13 protein-coding genes are annotated in these 16,499 nt (G+C 68.2%); 3 read left to right on the forward strand and 10 right to left on the reverse strand.

Annotated elements, in window-relative coordinates:
* Nucleotides 1-207 precede the first annotated feature (207 nt).
* Nucleotides 208-1,512: a Glu/Leu/Phe/Val family dehydrogenase gene (locus F1599_RS21570; RefSeq protein WP_149317660.1), complete on the reverse strand. Its 1,305-nt coding sequence runs from the start codon at nt 1,510-1,512 to the stop codon at nt 208-210.
* Nucleotides 1,513-1,744: 232 nt separating this feature from the next.
* On the reverse strand, nt 1,745-2,719 hold the full coding sequence (locus tag F1599_RS21575; protein ID WP_149317659.1) for a LysR substrate-binding domain-containing protein: 975 nt from the start codon (nt 2,717-2,719) through the stop codon (nt 1,745-1,747).
* Between the two features lie 167 nt (nt 2,720-2,886).
* Here F1599_RS21575 and F1599_RS21580 point away from each other — a divergent pair, with 167 nt between their 5' ends.
* Both F1599_RS21580 and F1599_RS21585 read left to right on the forward strand, forming a co-directional pair.
* On the forward strand, nt 2,887-3,549 hold the full coding sequence (locus F1599_RS21580) for a cysteine dioxygenase family protein (protein ID WP_150084459.1): 663 nt from the start codon (nt 2,887-2,889) through the stop codon (nt 3,547-3,549).
* Between the two features lie 130 nt (nt 3,550-3,679).
* Nucleotides 3,680-4,147, forward strand: a complete 468-nt coding sequence (locus F1599_RS21585) for an Lrp/AsnC family transcriptional regulator (protein WP_149317657.1) — start codon at nt 3,680-3,682, stop codon at nt 4,145-4,147.
* Nucleotides 4,148-4,163: 16 nt separating this feature from the next.
* Here the strand turns inward: F1599_RS21585 and F1599_RS21590 are convergent, their stop codons facing one another.
* The 4 genes from F1599_RS21590 to F1599_RS21605 all read right to left on the reverse strand — a co-directional run bounded on the left by F1599_RS21590 (nt 4,164) and on the right by F1599_RS21605 (nt 9,200).
* Complete coding sequence (locus F1599_RS21590; RefSeq protein ID WP_149317984.1) at nt 4,164-4,937, reverse strand: ABC transporter permease; 774 nt, start codon at nt 4,935-4,937, stop codon at nt 4,164-4,166.
* A gap of 1 nt (nt 4,938) precedes the next feature.
* Nucleotides 4,939-5,826 carry an ABC transporter ATP-binding protein gene (locus F1599_RS21595; RefSeq protein ID WP_223819802.1) on the reverse strand — a complete coding sequence of 296 codons (888 nt, stop codon included), beginning with the start codon at nt 5,824-5,826 and terminating at the stop codon, nt 4,939-4,941.
* Nucleotides 5,823-6,920 (reverse strand): ABC transporter substrate-binding protein, encoded by a 1,098-nt coding sequence (locus tag F1599_RS21600; RefSeq protein WP_223819811.1) that lies wholly within the window; start codon nt 6,918-6,920, stop codon nt 5,823-5,825. Before F1599_RS21600 ends, F1599_RS21595 begins: the two co-directional genes overlap by 4 nt.
* A 324-nt stretch (nt 6,921-7,244) precedes the next feature.
* A complete protein-coding gene (locus F1599_RS21605) occupies nt 7,245-9,200 on the reverse strand; it encodes an ABCB family ABC transporter ATP-binding protein/permease (protein ID WP_149317656.1) in 1,956 nt (651 codons plus the stop codon).
* A gap of 278 nt (nt 9,201-9,478) precedes the next feature.
* Between F1599_RS21605 and F1599_RS21610 the strand changes: the two genes are divergently transcribed.
* On the forward strand, nt 9,479-9,883 hold the full coding sequence (locus F1599_RS21610; RefSeq protein WP_149317655.1) for an acyl-CoA thioesterase: 405 nt from the start codon (nt 9,479-9,481) through the stop codon (nt 9,881-9,883).
* A 93-nt stretch (nt 9,884-9,976) separates the two neighbouring features.
* Here the strand turns inward: F1599_RS21610 and F1599_RS21615 are convergent, their stop codons facing one another.
* The 4 genes from F1599_RS21615 to F1599_RS21630 form a co-directional block, all read right to left on the reverse strand.
* Complete coding sequence (locus tag F1599_RS21615; protein WP_150084461.1) at nt 9,977-10,753, reverse strand: enoyl-CoA hydratase; 777 nt, start codon at nt 10,751-10,753, stop codon at nt 9,977-9,979.
* A gap of 151 nt (nt 10,754-10,904) precedes the next feature.
* A complete protein-coding gene (locus F1599_RS21620; protein ID WP_149317653.1) occupies nt 10,905-12,104 on the reverse strand; it encodes an acetyl-CoA C-acyltransferase in 1,200 nt (399 codons plus the stop codon).
* Nucleotides 12,105-12,123: 19 nt separating this feature from the next.
* On the reverse strand, nt 12,124-14,550 hold the full coding sequence (locus F1599_RS21625; protein ID WP_150084463.1) for a 3-hydroxyacyl-CoA dehydrogenase/enoyl-CoA hydratase family protein: 2,427 nt from the start codon (nt 14,548-14,550) through the stop codon (nt 12,124-12,126).
* A 112-nt stretch (nt 14,551-14,662) separates the two neighbouring features.
* A complete protein-coding gene (locus tag F1599_RS21630; protein ID WP_150084465.1) occupies nt 14,663-16,450 on the reverse strand; it encodes an acyl-CoA dehydrogenase C-terminal domain-containing protein in 1,788 nt (595 codons plus the stop codon).
* Nucleotides 16,451-16,499: the final 49 nt, after the last annotated feature.

The raw sequence follows: 16,499 nt of genomic DNA on the forward strand, positions 1-16,499 counted from the left end.
ATTGCGCAAGCCGACGCTGCAATACAACGGGTATTTCCCTAGCCGCCGCTGTCCGGCAATCGGCTGCGCCACGCGGCTGTAATAAAAAAAGCGGCAGCCGGAATCTCCGGCTGCCGCCTCGCTTGTCGTCCGGACCCCGCCTTGGTGCATCGCAGCATGGCGCATGCCCCGGCGCGGGTCCGATTGCCCCGATTTCGCGCTGGGCGATCAGGGATACAGGCCGCGCATTTCGCGCGCCTGCAGGATACGGGTACAGGCAATGATGAACGCCGCGGTCCGCAGCGTGACCTTGTTCTCCTGCGCGACCTGCCAGATGGAGCGGAACGCCTCTTGCATGATCCGTACCAGCCGTTGGTTGATTTCCTCTTCGGTCCAGAAGAAGCTGGAGAAGTCCTGCACCCATTCGAAGTACGACACCGTGACGCCGCCGGCGTTGGCGATCACGTCCGGCGCCACCAGGATATTGCGCTCGCGCAGGATATCGTCGGCCTCGGGCGTGGTCGGGCCGTTGGCGCCCTCGATGACCATGCGGGTCTTGATGTGGGGCGCGTTGGCGGCGGTGATCTGGCCTTCCAGCGCGGCCGGGATCAGGATCTCGCTCTCGGTCTGCCAGAACTGCTCGGCGCTGATGGTCTCGGCGCGGAAGCCGTCGATGGTGCCGTTGTGCGCGACGTGTTCGATCAGCGCCGGCACGTCCAGGCCGGCCGGGTCGAACAGCGCGGTCTTGTGGTCCTGCACCGCGATGACCTTGGCGCCGGCCTCGTGGAACAGCTTGGCGGCGACGCTGCCGACATTGCCGAAGCCCTGCACGACGATGCGCGCGCCCTTGATTTCCAAGCCCAGGTTGCGCGCGGCCTCGGCGCCCACGACGAACACGCCGCGACCGGTCGCCTCGCGGCGGCCCAGCGAGCCGCCCAGCGAGATCGGCTTGCCGGTGACCACGCCGGTCGACGTGCTGCCCTCGTTCATCGAATAGGTGTCCATCATCCACGCCATCACCTGTTCGTTGGTGTTGACGTCCGGGGCCGGGATGTCCTTGTTCGGCCCGATGATGATGTTGATCTCGCTGGTATAGCGGCGCGTCACGCGTTCGAGCTCGGCGCGCGACAGCTTGCGCGGGTCGACGCGGATACCGCCCTTGGCGCCGCCGTACGGCACGTTGACGGCGGCGTTCTTGATCGACATCCAGGCCGACAGCGCCATCACCTCGGACAGGGTCACGTCCTGGTGGAAGCGCACGCCGCCCTTGCCCGGGCCGCGCGAGGTGTTGTGCTGGACGCGATAGCCCTCGAAGTGGGCGATGGTGCCGTCATCCATCTCGATCGGCACGTCGACCACCAGCGCGCGCTTGGGGCGCTTGAGCGTTTCGACCCAGCGGGCCAGCGAGCCCAGGTAGGGAGTCACGCGGTCGACCTGTTGCAGGTAGATGCCCCAGGGGCCGAGGTTGTCGGCGTTCAGATAGGAGGGGACGGAATGCGCGGAAGCGGTGATGATCGGCGAATCGGAAGACATCGTGGTTATCCGGAAATGGAATGGCGACAAGCTTAGGGGCGCCGCGCCGCGGAAATCCAATGCCGTTTGTTCATTCGGTCATGCCGGAAATGCATAACCTTGCGAGAGCGCGATCCACTCCGCCGAAGTGGGGTGCCGGGCGTTGCCGGGCGTTGCCGGGACGCCATGTGGGCGGCGCGTCCCCGCACTCAGCCCGCCCCTTCTCCGAACTCCGCCCGCCCCGTCCCAGGTCTCAGCCCGCCCCGCCCTCGATCGGCGCCGCGCCGGCCGACAGGCTGGCCCAGATGCGGTCGACCAGCTCCCGCTTGCGGCGCAGCTGGCTGCCGCGCCGGTCGTTGCCATGCTCGCCGGGCCGCGCCCGGTACAGCCGGATCTCCATCTCGATCGACAGCGGCGCCGCGCGCGGGCCCTCTGCCCGCACCAGCCGGCCCTGCGCGACCTCCTCCCGCACCGCGCTCTCGGGCAGGAAGGCCAGGCCATGGCCGGCCAGCGCCATCACCTTGAGGGCCTCGGCCATATCGGTCTCGTAGCATTTGTCGAGCTTGAACGACTCGCTGGTGTCCGACAGCAGCATCTCGACCATCCGGCCGAGGAAAGCGTTGGGCGTATAGCTGAGGAAGGACACCGGCTTGCGGTCGGTGCCCGGCAGCCGGTACAGCGGCTTGCCGCTGGCATCGGGCACGCTGAACGGCGACATCCGCTCGACGCCGAGCACCAGCATGTCGTAGTGCGAGGGATCGAGCTGGATCGCCTGGCGCGGATGGTGGTAGACCATCACCAGGTCGCAGCCGCCCTCGACCAGCATCAGCACCGCGTCGTGCACGTTCAGCGCGCGCAGCCGGCAGGCCAGCGTGCCGACCTGCCGCTCCAGCGCCTTCAGCCATTCGGGGAAGAACGTCAGCGATAGCGTGTGCGGCACCGCGAATTCGAGCATCTGCGCGTTGGCCGAGCGCTGGCCGCGCATCAGCGCACGGGTCTCGCTGACCTGGGCCAGCATCGCCAGCGCCTGCTCGTAGAACACCTTGCCGGCCGGGGTCAGATTGGTCGGATAGCTGGAGCGGTCGATCAGCTCGGTGCCGAGCCAGGCCTCGAGCGACTGGATGCGGCGCGAGAAGGCGGGCTGGGTCACGTGCCGCAGCTCGGCCGAGCGCGAGAAGCTGTGCGTCTCCGCCAGGCTGACGAAGTCTTCAAGCCATTTGATTTCCATGGCGCATTATCTCCCGGCGGCCGCCGGCGCAAAAATATTCTAGAAAATCCGATAGAAGCGGAATATCATTCCCTACTGGATCGCTTCGGCACCACATTTTAGATCGGCTTGCTCGGCCCGGCTGGCTATGATCGGACCCATCCGCTCTCTTGCCCTCCGGAGTCTCCATGCCAAGCCTGCACGCCGAACCGCAGTCGCGCCTGTCGTCGCCCCAAGCCGCCGGCCCGCAAGCCGGCCTGCCGTCCTCGTGCGGACCGTCCGCGCTGTCCGCGCTGTCGCCGGCGCTGGCACGGGTGTTCGACGACAGCGCGCGCAGCGTGGCGGCGCAGGTCCAGGCCTGCCTCGGCGACGACGCCGACGCGCTGCTGGCGCTGTTGCCCGCGGCCGCGCGTGCCGGCAGCCCGGACGGCTATACGCGCCACCTGATCTATGCCGACCCGATGGCGCGCTTCTCGGCGATGCTGCTGGTCTGGCGCCCGGGCCAGGCGAGTCCCGTGCACGGGCACCGCACCTGGTGCGCCTACCGCGTGCTGCAGGGCTCGCTGTACGAGCGGCACTACCGCTGGGACGAGGCGGCGCAAGTTGCGCGGCCGAGCGGCGGCGTCGTGCGGGAGCCGGGCGCGGTGTTCAGCGTGCCGGCGGGGCTTGGCCATATCCACTCGCTCGGCCATGCGGGCCGGGGCATGGACAGGGGCATGGCCCAGGACATGGACCAGCACATGGACCGGCACGACGGCGAGGCCGGCGACATCGCCGTCTCGCTGCATCTGTACGGCGTGGAGGCCGCGCAGATCGCCACCGGCATCAATCTGCTGGTGGCGACGGGCTAGCGCATCATCAGGCGGTGAGGCGCGGTGAGGCGCGGTGAGGGCGCAGCGAGGCGCGAGGGCCGTGGCTGGACGCGGTGGCGCCGCCCGTTCGCGATCCAACGAATCCCGCCATACCGATGGAGCCAGCACGATGGACCGATTTGACCGATACGACCGCCAGATCCTGGCCGAGCTGCAACAGAACGCCGACCTGCCGGTGGCCGAACTGGCCGAACGGGTCGGCCTGACCTCGACGCCCTGCTGGCGCCGCGTGCAGAAGCTGCAGGAGAGCGGCGTGATCCGCAAGCGCGTGGCGCTGCTCGACCCCGCCAAGCTGAACGTCGGCGTCACGGTGTTCGTGTCGGTCCGCACCAACCAGCACAGCGCGAAGTGGCTCAAGACCTTTCACGGGCTGGTGGCATCGATCCCGGAGGTCACCGAGTTCTACCGGATGGCCGGCGACACCGACTACCTGCTGCGCGTGGTGGTGCCCGACATCGCCGCCTACGACCGCGTCTACAAGCGGCTGATCCAGGGCGCCGAGCTGGCCGACGTCAGCTCGAGCTTCGCGATGGAGCAGATCAAGTACACGACGGCGCTGCCGCTGGAGTACGTTTGAGCATCGCCCCGGGGCCTCAGCCCCGATGCGCCCACCCGGTCATCCGCTTCTCCAGCACGGCAAACAGCTCGTACATCGCCATCGCCATCACCGCGATCACCACCAGGCCGGCGAAGGCCAGCGGCATCTTCATCGCCGAGCCGGCCGATACCAGCAGATAGCCGATGCCCTCGTTGGCCGCGTTCATCTCCGACACCGTGGTGCCGACGAAGGCGAGCGTGATGGCCACCTTCAGCGAGGCGAAGAAATACGGCAGCGCGCGCGGCAGGCCGACCTTGAACAGCACGTCGGTGCGCCGGGCGCCCAGCACGCGCAGCACGTCCTCCAGCTCGGGCTCCAGCGTCGCCAGCCCGGTGGCGATATTGACCATCACCGGAAAGAACGAGATCAGGAACGCCGTCAGAATCGCGGGCCCGGCGCCGAGGCCGAACCACACCACCAGGATCGGCACGAAGGCCGCCTTGGGCAGCGCGTTGAACGCGGTCATCAACGGATAGCCGGCCGCATACGCGAGCCGCGACGAGCCCATCAGCAGGCCCAGCACCACGCCGACCGCGATGGCGATGCCGAAGCCCACCATCGTCGTCCAGAAGGTGCGCCACGCATGGACGGCGATCACGTCCCAGTAGTCGACCAGCGACACCACGATGGCTGCCGGGCTGGGCAGGATGAAGTCGGACACGTCGAAGATCATGCAGGCGCCCTGCCACAGCAGCAGGCAGGCGGCCAGCAGCAGCCAGGGGGCGACGCGCTCCACGCGCCGCTGGGTCGAATCGGTCAGCGTGGTCATCTCAGTGCTGGCGGACATGGCCGATCTTCTCGCGCAGCATGTGCACCAGATCGGCGAAGGGTTCGGTATAGGTCAGTTCGAGATCGCGCGGACGCGGCAGCTCGATCGGCTTGCGCATCAGGATGCGGCCCGGCCGCTGGCTCATCACGTAGACCGTGTCGGCGAGGAACACCGCCTCGCGCAGGTCGTGGGTGACCAGGATCACGTTGAAGCGTTGCGCCTGCCACAGGTCGCGCAGCACGCACCACAGTTCTTCGCGGGTGAAGGCGTCGAGGGCGCCGAACGGTTCGTCCAGCAGCAGCATGCGCGGCTCGTGGATCAGCGCGCGGCAGATCGACGCGCGCTGCTGCATGCCGCCCGACAGCTGCCACGGGTACTTGTCCTCGTAGCCCGCCAGCCCCACGGTGCGCAGCAGCGTGCGGGCGCGCTCGACGTATTCGTCGCGGCGGGCCCGCAGCGTGGAGCGGTAGGGCTCGACGATCTCCAGCGGCAGCATCACGTTCTGCAGCGTGGTGCGCCACGGCAGCAGCGTCGGCGCCTGGAAGGCCATGCCGACCATCTTCAGCGGGCCGGTCACCTTCTCGCCGGCGATCTTCACGACGCCGCGCGTGGCCGGCTTCAGCCCCGTCGCCAGCTTCATGAAGGTCGACTTGCCGCAGCCCGACGGGCCGACGATCGCGATGAACTCGCCCGGCCGCACCTGCAGCGAGATGTCCTCGACCGCGAACTCGCCCTGGCGGGCCAGCTCGTCGTTGTAGGCGAGCCAGACGCGATTGAAGTCGACGAAGGGAGCTTCGGCGTCGGCGGCGGGCGGTGCGGCCGGCGCCCCCGGCACGCCGCCGCAGACTGTGGTCGATGCAACAGCCGATGCAGCAACGTCCGCCGTCATCGCAGCACGTCCAGTTCCGCCGCCGACGGCAGATAGGCGTCGGTCCACAGCGCATCCGGATTGATCCGGCCCTTGGTGCCGAACGCATCGGCCACCTGCGACGCCATCAGCGACAGGCGCGGCTTGTTGACGCGGCCGAAGCCGTCGGCGCGGGCATCGGGCGACTTGACCACGCTGTCGAGCGCGAGCTTCAGGCGCCGGACCTCGAGCTTTTCGTCGATGATGCCGTCGCGCGCCTTGACCGCCTTGATGCCCTCCTCCGGCCTGGCGATCACGTCGCGCGCCGACTTGGCGAAGGCCCGCAGGAAGGCCTTGACCGCCTCGGGGTTCTTCTTCAGGAAGTCCTCCGACGCGATCACCGCGTTGCCGTACAGCTTGACGCCGTATTGCGGGTACGGCAGCACCACGATGTCCTCGTCCTTCACGCCGCGCGCATTGAGGTTCAGGATCGAGGTGAACGAGAAGCCGGTGATCGCATCGAGATCGCCGCGCGTCAGCATCGTTTCGCGCAGCGTCGGGTCCATCGCCTGCCAGTTGAAGCTCGATGCCTGCAGGCCGTTGGCCTTGGCGAAGATCGGGAAGGCGCGGCGGCCGGCGTCGAACACCGGCGCGCCGAGCTTCTTGCCGGCGAGGTCCTTCGGCGCCTTGATGCCGGACTTCTTCAGCGCCAGCACCGCGGCCGGCGTGTTGTTGTAGACCATCATCACGGCGACCGGCTTGTTCTTCGCGTCCGGGTTGTTGCCGTAGAACTCCATCACCGAGGCAAGGTCGGCGAAGCCCATGTCATAGGTGCCGGAGGCCACGCGGTTGACCACATTGCCCGAACCGTTGCCGGCGTCGATCGACACGTCGAGTTTCTCGGCCTTGTAGTAGCCCTTCTGCTCGCCGAGCAGGAACAGCGCGGACGGCCCCTCGAAGCGCCAGTCGAGCTGGAAGCGGACCTTGGTCGCCGCCTGTGCATGGGCCGGCGCGGCCCATTGTGTCGACAGCACCATCGCGGTGCCGAGCACCGTGCCCAGCCGCAGCATCCGGCGCCGCAGCGGCGATGGCGCCGTGCCGGCTTGCGCCCCGCGCGCGCCCTCGCCCCGATGCATGTCCTGCGGCGCCTGCGGCTGCGTTTGCTGCTGCGGATCCTGGTGTTGCGACCTGTGGTGCGGCATGTTTGCTCTCCTGTTCGTGCCTGTTTTGCGCGAACAGTGTCTGCAAGCGATATGCCAGCCAAAACTGCATCAAGGCGGCCCCAAAGCGGGGCATGGCCGCGGCGGTTTGTCCAACCAAACTTGTGCACCGCGCCTGGCCACGCGTGATTGCACGCGGCCATTGTCGACAATGCGAGGGCGGCGGCCTGGCGCGGTCTCAGGCGGCCATGGGCGATGTCAGGCGATCTCGGCCGATCTCAAGTGGCCTGAGGCTCGACCTCAGGCGTCCTGCGTCGCGTCGCCGAGGTCCGCCGCGACCGCGGCGGCGCCTTCGATGCGGGCCAGTTCGCCGCCATTGGCATCAGCCGCCCCATCGGCCGTCCCGTCCGCCGACGTCGCGCCCTGCGCCGCGCTGCGCGCCTGGATGCGCCACATCTCGGCATAGCGTCCGTCGGCGCGCATCAGCTCGGCATGCGTGCCGCGCTCGACGATGCGGCCGCGGTCCATCACCAGGATCTGGTCGGCATGCACCACGGTGGACAGGCGGTGCGCGATCAGCAGCGTGGTGCGGTTCTGCGCGAGCCGCATCAGTTCGGCCTGGATCGCCTGCTCGGTGCGCGAGTCCAGCGCCGAGGTGGCTTCGTCGAAGATCAGGATCGGCGGGTTCTTCAGCAGCGTGCGGGCGATCGCCACGCGCTGCTTCTCGCCGCCCGACAGCTTCAGCCCGCGCTCGCCGACCGGCGTGTCGTAGCCCTGCGGCAGCTCGCGGATGAAGGCGTCGATCTGCGCGGCGCGCGCGGCCTCGATGACCTCCTCGCGGCTCGCGCCCGGGCGGCCGTAGGCGATGTTGTAGTAGATGCTGTCGTTGAACAGCACCGTGTCCTGCGGCACGATGCCGATCGCGCGGCGCAGGCTGTCCTGCGTCACGGTGCGGATGTCCTGGCCATCGACCAGCACCGCGCCGCTGCCGACGTCGTAGAAGCGGAACAGCAGCCGCGCCAGCGTCGATTTGCCCGAGCCGCTATGGCCCACCACCGCGGTGGTGGTACCGGCCGCGATCGTGAAATCGACATCGTCGAGGATGCGGCGGTTGCTGTCGTAGCCGAAGCCGACATGGCTGAAGCGCACCTCGGCGCCCTGCACGGCCAGCGGGCGGGCATCGGGCGAATCCGCGACCTCGCGGTTGGTGCCGAGCAGCACGAACATCCGATCCATGTCCGTGGTGGCCTGCTTGATCTCGCGGTAGATCACGCCGAGGAAATTGAGCGGGATGTACAGCTGGATCATCAGCGTATTGACCAGCACCAGGTCGCCCAGCGTCAGCACGCCCTCGGCCACGCCGACGGTGGCGCGCCACAGGATCAGGATCAGGCCGATCGCGATGATGGCCTGCTGGCCGAAGTTCAGCAGCGACAGCGAGTTCTGCGAGCGGATCGCGGCGGTCCTGTACGTGCGCAGGTTCTCGTCGTAGCGCGCGGCCTCGTACGCCTCGTTGCCGAAGTACTTGACGGTCTCGAAGTTCAGCAGCGAGTCGATCGCCTTCTGGTTGGCGCGCGAATCGAGCTCGTTCATCTTGCGGCGGAAGTGCGTGCGCCATTCGGTCACCACCACCGTGAAGACGATATAGGCGAGCAGCGCGCCGCCGGTGATCGCGGCGAACCAGATGTCGTAGTGCAGCAGAAAGAAGCCCATCACCAGGGCCATCTCGACCAGCGTGGGCAGGATGCTGTACAGCGAATACGAGATCAGCGACTGGATGCCGCGCGTGCCGCGCTCGATGTCGCGACTCATGCCGCCGGTCTGCCGGTCCAGATGGAAGCGCAGCGACAGGCTGTGCAGATGGCGGAACACCTGCAGCGCGATCTCACGCACCGCGCTCTGCGTGACCTTGGAGAACAGGATCTCGCGCAGTTCGGTAAACAGCGTGGTCGACAGCCGCAGCAGGCCGTAGGCGACGATCAGCCCGGCCGGCACCGCCAGCAGCGCGCGCGGATCGCCGGGCGCGATGTTCATCGCGTCGATCAGGCGCTTCATCAGCACGGGCACGCCCAGGTTGGCGGCCTTGGCGGCCACCAGGCAGGTGAGCGCCAGCATCACGCGCCACTTGTAATGCCACAGATAGGGAAGCAGGTTGCGCACGGTCTGCCAGTCGCTGCGCTGGCCGCGCGCGCCGGAGAACAGCGGCGAGGACGGGGCCGTGGGGGCAGGCTCGTCCGTCGTGGAGTAGCGTCGCATACGTTAGAATTCGGGCGAATATGCGATTGTCGCAGAGTTCGGGGCGAGGGGTTTTCCGCCTGTGTTTCCGCTGTATTGCCCCAGTATTGCCCCAGTATTGCCCCAGTATTGCCCCTGCACGCGCCCGGCTTTTCCTTCTGCCCCGCCCGTCTTGGACCGGCCCTGATTCGGGCCCATGAACCGGGCTTGTTGAAGGGGCCTATGGATCTGGCCCATGAACTCGGCCTGTGAATCGGCCCCTACTGCCCTTGCTGCCCCTGCTGCCTTCCGGATTGACCATGAGCGAACCCCAGACCCTGTCGTCCCTGCCTCCCGGCAAGAACCCCGCGCTGCGCGTGGTGCCGATGCCCGCCGATGCCAACGTGCACGGCGACGTGTTCGGCGGCTGGATCATGGCGCAGGTCGACATCGCCGGCTCGATTCCCGCGGTCGAGCGCGCGCAGGGCCGCGTCGCCACGGTGGCGGTCAATTCCTTCCTGTTCAAGCATCCGGTGTTCGTCGGCGACCTGGTCAGCTTCTATGCCGACATCGTCAGGACGGGGCGGACCTCGATCACCGTCGAGGTCGAGGTCTATGCGCAGCGGATGCGCCATAGCAACGAGATCGTCAAGGTCACCGAGGCCACGCTGACCTATGTGGCGACCGACGAGGAACGGCAGCCGCGGGTGCTGCCGAAGGTCTAGGACGGGCGCCGCGGCATCGCGTGCGCCCCGCCCTCTCCTCCAGCTCCTCTGGGAGAAGGGCCGGGAAAAGGGGTGGCCTGCCCCCCTCCCCGATCAATTGAACCGCGAGAAGTCCGGCTTGCGCTTCTCGAAGAAGGCCGTGAAGGCCTCCTTCGCTTCGGGCGACTGCAGCAGCCGGCGGAACACCGCGCCCTCCTGCGCCATCTGCGTCTCCATCTGCGCGGTATCCGCGCCCTTCATCAGCCGCTTGGTTTCCCGCAGCGACGACGCCGGCAGCGCCGCCAGCTTGCGCGCCTGCGCCAGCGCGAAGTCGTGCAGCTCGGCACCGGCCACCACGCGGGTCACCAGCCCGATCTGCTGCGCCTCCTGCGCACTGAACGGCTCGCCCAGCAGCAGCTTCTCGGCCGCGCGCTGGTAGCCGGCCAGGCGCGGCAGCAGCAGGCTCGACGCGGCTTCCGGGCACAGCCCCAGCTGCACGAACGGCAGCGAGAAGCGCGCGCCCTCGGCCGCATAGACCAGGTCGCAATGCAGCAGCAGCGTGGTGCCGATGCCCACCGCCGGCCCGCTGACCGCCGCCACCAGCGGCTTGGCGGCATGGCTGATCTCGTGCAGGAACTGGAACACCGGCGCCTTGGCGGCATCCTCCTCGCTGCTCGGCGGCCGCTTCAGGAAGTCTTCCAGATCGTTGCCCGCGGTAAAGATCTCGTCCTTGCCGCGGATCACGATCGCCCGCACGGCGTCGTCGGTGGCCGCCGCGCGCAGCGCGTCGGCCATCTGCTGGTACATCGCCGCGGTGATCGCGTTCTTCTTGTCCAGGCGGTCGAACTCGATGGTCAGCACGCCTTGCTCGATGCGGGTCAGGATGCTCATGGTGTCTCCTTGGTGGTCGGTGTTCTCGTCGATGTTCTTGGCCGTGTTCCCGGCGATGTTCCCCTCTGTGCCGCCGCGACGGGAACCGCCCCGGGGGAAACGCGGTTCCCCGGAGCGGCTTCCCGGGGCAATCCCTGGGCTCGCCCTCTCGTCAAACCCGTTCGAAGATGCCGGCGGCGCCCATGCCCGTGCCGACGCACATGGTCACCATGCCGTACTTCAGGTTGTGCCGGCGCAGCGCATGCACCACGGTGGCCGAGCGGATCGCGCCGGTCGCGCCGAGCGGGTGGCCCAGCGCGATCGCGCCGCCCATCCGGTTCAGCTTTGCCGGATCGAGGCCCAGATCGCGGATCACCGCGAGCGCCTGCGCGGCGAAGGCCTCGTTCAGTTCGATCCAGTCGAGCTGGTCCTGCGTCATGCCGGCGGCCTTCAGCGCGGCCGGAATGGCTTCCTTCGGACCGATGCCCATGATCTCCGGCGGCACGCCGCGCACCGCGAACGACACGAAGCGGGCCAGCGGCACCAGGTTGCAGGCCTTCAGGATCTTCTCGGAGACCAGGATCAGCGCGCCGGCGCCGTCCGAGGTCTGCGAGCTGTTGCCGGCGGTCACGCTGCCCTTGTTGGCGAACACCGGGCGCAGCTTCGCCAGCCCCTCCAGCGAGGTATCGGGACGCGGGCCCTCGTCCAGCGACAGCGTGCGGGTCTTCAGTTCGACCTCGCCGCTGGCCAGGTTCGGCAGCTTCTCGACGATCTCGACCGGCGTGATCTCGTCGGCGAACTCGCCGGCCTGCTGCGCGGCCAGCGCCTTCTGGTGCGAGGCCAGCGCGAAGGCGTCCTGGTCCTCGCGGCTGACCTGCCACTTGCGCGCGACCTGCTCGGCCGTCAGGCCCATGCCGTAGGCGATGCCGACGTTCTCGTCGCGCGCGAAGATCGACGGCGACATCGACGGCGTATTGCCCATCATCGGCACCATGCTCATCGATTCGACGCCGGCGGCGATCATCACGTCGGCCTCGCCGACGCGGATGCGGTCGGCCGCCATCGCGACGGCGCTCAGTCCCGAGGCGCAGAAGCGGTTCACCGTGATGCCGCCGACCGAGGTCGGCAGGCCCGACAGCAGCGCGCCGATGCGCGCGACGTTCAGGCCCTGCTGCGCTTCGGGAATCGCGCAGCCGACGATGGCGTCCTCGATCAGCGCCGGGTCCAGGTTCGGCACCTGCGCCAGCGCGGCGCGCAGCGTGGTGGCCAGCAGATCGTCGGGCCGGTAGTGCTTGAACGCGCCCTTGGGCGCCTTGCCGATCGGCGTGCGGGTCGCGGCAACGATATAGGCGTCTTGCAGTTGTTTCATGATCGATTTCCTCGCGTGCCGATTAGTTGCGCACCGGCTTGCCGGTCTGCAGCATGCCCATGATGCGTTCCTGCGTCTTGGGGTTGCCCAGCAGTTCGATAAAGGCGCGGCGCTCCAGCGCCAGCAGCCATTCCTCGCTGACCAGCGCGCCCGCTTCGACGTCGCCGCCGCAGACCGCCTCGGCGATGCGCGAGGCGATCAGGAAGTCGTGCGCGGAGATGAAGCCGCCGTCGCGCATGTTGACCAGCGACGCCTTGATGGTGGCGATGCCCGAGCGGCCCGCCACCGGCACCAGCTCGCCCTGCGCGGGCGGACGGTAGCCGGCCTCGTGCAGCGCGCGCACTTCGCTGCAGGCGACATGCAGCAACTCGTGCACGTTGAAGACGATCGGATCGCCCGCCTGCAGATAGCCCATCTGCCGCGCCTCGAGCGCCGAGGCCGAGACCTTGGCCATCGCCGCGTTCTGGAAGCGCTGCGTCAGGAACTGCAGATAGTTGGTGCTGCCCGCCGCCTGCGCGGCGCGCGCGGCCGCCAGCGCGGCCTCCTTCAGTCCGCCGCCGGCCGGCACCAGGCCCACCCCGACCTCGACCAGGCCGACATAGGTCTCCAGCGCGGCCACGCGCCGCGCCGAATGCAGCATCAGCTCGCAACCGCCGCCCAGCGCGATGCCGGACGCCGCCGACACCACCGGCACCGCGGCGTACTTGACGCGCATCATGCCGTCCTGGAACTTCTTGACGAAGGGCTCGACGCCCTTGGCGCCGCCCATCATGAAGGCCGGCATCGCCGCCTCGAGGTTCGCGCCGGCCGAGAACGGACCGCCCGGCGCGCCCAGCTGCAGCGAGGTCGGCTGCCACACCACCAGGCCCTTGTAGGCGCTCTCGGCCAGATCGATCGCGCGGATCAGCCCGTCGATGGTGTCCGGCCCGATCGTGTTCATCTTGCTGTTGAACGAGATCACCAGCACGTCGTCCTGGCCCTCGCAGACCCAGATCCGCACCGCGTCGTTCTGCTCGACGGTGCGGCCGGCCTTGCGCGGATCGACCGCGTCGCTGCCCTTCAACGCGGCGCGGAAGGCCTGGCGGCGATAGACCGGCAGCGCGCTGCGGCCGATGAACGACTGCGTGGCCGGGGACCACGAGCCCTGCGCCGAATGCACGCCCTGGTTGTCCGCCACCGGGCCGGCGAAGACCCACTCGGGCAGCGGCGCCTTCGACAGCGCCTTGCCGGCCTCGATGTCTTCCTTGACCCATTGCGCGACCTGCTGCCAGCCCGCGGCCTGCCAGTCCTCGAACGGACCGGAGTTCCAGCCGAAGCCCCAGCGGATCGCCAGGTCGACGTCGGCCGCCGAACCTGCGATCTGGTCGAGATAGACGGCGATGTAGTGGAACACGTCGCGGAAGATCGCCCACAGGAACTGCGCCTGCGGGTTGCCCGATTCGCGCAGCAGCTTGATGCGCTCGGCCGGCTCCTTCTTCAGCATGCGCGCGACGATCTCGTCGGCCTTGCCGCCGGCGTCGACATACTGGCCGGTCCTGGCGTCCAGCACCTTGATCTGCTTGCCTTCCTTCCTGTAGAAGCCGGCGCCGGTCTTCTGGCCCAGCGCGCCGGCGTCGACCAGCGACTTGAGCACCGCGGGCGTCCGGTACACCGGCGCGAACGGATCGTCCTGCAGGTTGTCCTGCATGGTCTTGATCACGTGGGCCATGGTGTCCAGGCCCACCACGTCGGCGGTACGGAAGGTCGCCGACTTGGCGCGGCCCAGCTTGCTGCCGGTCAGGTCGTCGACCACGTCGAACGGAATGCCGTACTTCTCGGCCTCGGCGAACACCGCCAGGATCGAGAAGATGCCGACCCGGTTGGCGATGAAGTTCGGCGTGTCCTTGGCGCGCACCACGCCCTTGCCCAGGGTCGTGGTCAGGAACGCTTCCAGGCGGTCGAGGATGGCCGGCTGCGTGGCCTCGGTCGGGATCAGCTCGACCAGATGCATGTAGCGCGGCGGATTGAAGAAGTGCACGCCGCAGAAGCGCGCCTTCAGCTCGGCGTCGAAGCCCTCGGACAGCGCGGTGATCGACAGGCCGGAGGTGTTGGTGGCGAAGATCGCATCGGTGCCCAGATGCGGGGCGACCTTCCGGTACAGGTCGTGCTTCCAGTCCATGCGCTCGGCGATCGCCTCGATCACCAGGTCGCATTCCTTCAGCAGCGCGAGGTCGTCCTCGTAGTTGGCGGCGCGGATCAGGCCGGCGTCGTCCTTGAGACCGAGCGGCGCGGGCGACAGCTTCTTCAGGTTCTCGATGGCCCGCAGCACGATGCCGTTCTTCGGGCCTTCCCTGGCCGGCAGATCGAACAGCACCACCGGCACGCGGGCATTGACGAGGTGGGCCGCGATCTGCGCGCCCATGACGCCGGCACCCAGCACGGCGACTTTCTTGACGATGAAATTGGACATGCGCGCTCCTCGGAGGTGAGCGTTGAAATGATGGATGTCCTCGGTTGCCTTCCCTCCCCCGCCTGCGGGAGAGGGGAAACCGGGAGGATGGTCTCGGTGTCTCGGCGGTGCCTCAGAACAGCTCGGCGTCCAGCGCCATCAGCGTGCTGGCGCCGGCGCGCGCCATGCGGATCTGCGCGGCGGTCTCCGGCAGCAGCTTGGCGAAATAGAAGCGCGCGGTGGCCAGCTTGGCGGTGTAGAACTTGTCGCCACTGTCCTGCTTCTCCAGTGCGATCTTGGCCATGCGGGCCCAGAAGTAGGCGAACACCAGGTGGCCGACCACGCGCAGGTAGGGCACCGCGGCGGCGCCGACCTCGTCGGGATTGGCCATCGCCTTCATGCCGATCTCCATCGTCAGCTTCTGCACCTTGTCGCCGAGGTCCGCCAGCGGATTGATGAACTCCTGCATCGCCTCGTTGGTGCCCTCGGCCTCGACGAACTCCTGCACGATCTTGCCGAACGCCTTCATCTTCGCGCCCATGTCGCCGAGGATCTTGCGGCCCAGCAGGTCCAGCGCCTGGATCGTGTTGGTGCCCTCGTAGATCATGTTGATGCGGGCATCGCGCACGTACTGCTCCATGCCCCATTCGGAGATATAGCCGTGGCCGCCGAACACCTGCATGCCCTCGTTGGTGGCGATGAAGGCGTTGTCGGTCAGAAAGGCCTTGATCACCGGCGTCAGCAGCGCGACCAGGTCGCCGGCCTGCTTGCGCACGGCCTCGTCCGGGTGCGACAGCTCGCGGTCGATCTGCAGCGCGGTCCAGTAGCTGAAGGCGCGGCCGCCTTCTGCGAAGGCCCTCTGCGTCAGCAGCATGCGGCGCACGTCGGGATGCACGATGATCGGATCGGCCGGCTTGTCCGGCGCCTTGGGCCCGGTCAGCGAACGCATCTGCAGCCGCTCCTTCGCGTAGGCCGCCGAGTTCTGGTAGGCGACCTCGGTCAGGCCCAGGCCCTGCATGCCGACGCCCAGCCGCGCGGCATTCATCATCACGAACATCGCGTTCAGGCCCTTGTTGGGCTCGCCGACCAGCCAGCCGCGCGCGCCGTCCAGGTTCATCACGCAGGTGGCGTTGCCGTGGATGCCCATCTTGTGCTCGATCGAGCCGCAGACGATGCCGTTGCGCTCGCCCGGATTGCCGTCGGCGTCGGGAATGAACTTCGGCACCACGAACAGCGAGATGCCCTTGGTGCCCTGCGGCGCGTCAGGCAGGCGCGCCAGCACCAGATGGATGATGTTGGCCGACAGGTCGTGCTCGCCTGCCGAGATGAAGATCTTGGTGCCGGTCAGGCTGTACGAGCCGTCGTCCAGCGGTTCGGCCCTGGTGCGCAGGATGCCCAGGTCGGTGCCGCAGTGCGGCTCGGTCAGGCACATGGTGCCGGTCCACTCGCCCGACACCAGCTTGGGCAGGTAGCGCTGCTGCAGCTCGGGCGTGCCGTGCGCGTGCAGCGCCTCGTAGGCGCCGTGCGACAGGCCCGGGTACATCGTCCAGGCCTGGTTCGCCGAGTTCAGCATCTCGAACAGCGCGTTGTTGACCAGGATCGGCAGGCCCTGGCCGCCGAATTCGGGATCGCACGCCAGCGCCGGCCAGCCGGCCTCGACGTACTGCCGGTAGGCCTCCTTGAAGCCCGCCGGCGCGGTCACGACGCCGTTGCCGTGGTGGGTGCAGCCCTCGCGGTCGCCGCTCTGGTTCAGCGGGAAAATGACTTCCGAGCAAAACTTGCCGGCTTCCTCGATGACCTGGTTGATGGTGTCCGCATCGACGTCGGCATGCGGCGGCATCGCCTTGAGCTCGGCCTCGACGCCGAGCAGTTCGTGCAGCACGAATTGCATGTCGCGCAGCGGAGCGGTGTACTGGCCCATCAAGATCTCCTTGGAGTTGGCGAAGCCGCCGCGCCGCTGGTGCTGTCAA

Source organism: Cupriavidus cauae (assembly GCF_008632125.1).
GTDB lineage: Bacteria > Pseudomonadota > Gammaproteobacteria > Burkholderiales > Burkholderiaceae > Cupriavidus > Cupriavidus cauae.

Bases quoted from the DNA above. Each gene is read 5' to 3' on its own strand.
- F1599_RS21580 (WP_150084459.1), top strand. From the start codon at position 2,887: ATGCCAAGCCTGCACGCCGAACCGCAGTCGCGCCTGTCGTCGCCCCAA.
- F1599_RS21575 (WP_149317659.1), bottom strand. From the start codon at position 2,719: ATGGAAATCAAATGGCTTGAAGACTTCGTCAGCCTGGCGGAGACGCAC.
- F1599_RS21610 (WP_149317655.1), top strand. From the start codon at position 9,479: ATGAGCGAACCCCAGACCCTGTCGTCCCTGCCTCCCGGCAAGAACCCC.
- F1599_RS21615 (WP_150084461.1), bottom strand. From the start codon at position 10,753: ATGAGCATCCTGACCCGCATCGAGCAAGGCGTGCTGACCATCGAGTTC.
- F1599_RS21605 (WP_149317656.1), bottom strand. From the start codon at position 9,200: ATGCGACGCTACTCCACGACGGACGAGCCTGCCCCCACGGCCCCGTCC.
- F1599_RS21570 (WP_149317660.1), bottom strand. From the start codon at position 1,512: ATGTCTTCCGATTCGCCGATCATCACCGCTTCCGCGCATTCCGTCCCC.
- F1599_RS21585 (WP_149317657.1), top strand. From the start codon at position 3,680: ATGGACCGATTTGACCGATACGACCGCCAGATCCTGGCCGAGCTGCAA.
- F1599_RS21595 (WP_223819802.1), bottom strand. From the start codon at position 5,826: ATGACGGCGGACGTTGCTGCATCGGCTGTTGCATCGACCACAGTCTGC.
- F1599_RS21600 (WP_223819811.1), bottom strand. From the start codon at position 6,920: ATGCATCGGGGCGAGGGCGCGCGCGGGGCGCAAGCCGGCACGGCGCCA.
- F1599_RS21625 (WP_150084463.1), bottom strand. From the start codon at position 14,550: ATGTCCAATTTCATCGTCAAGAAAGTCGCCGTGCTGGGTGCCGGCGTC.
- F1599_RS21630 (WP_150084465.1), bottom strand. From the start codon at position 16,450: ATGGGCCAGTACACCGCTCCGCTGCGCGACATGCAATTCGTGCTGCAC.
- F1599_RS21590 (WP_149317984.1), bottom strand. From the start codon at position 4,937: ATGACCACGCTGACCGATTCGACCCAGCGGCGCGTGGAGCGCGTCGCC.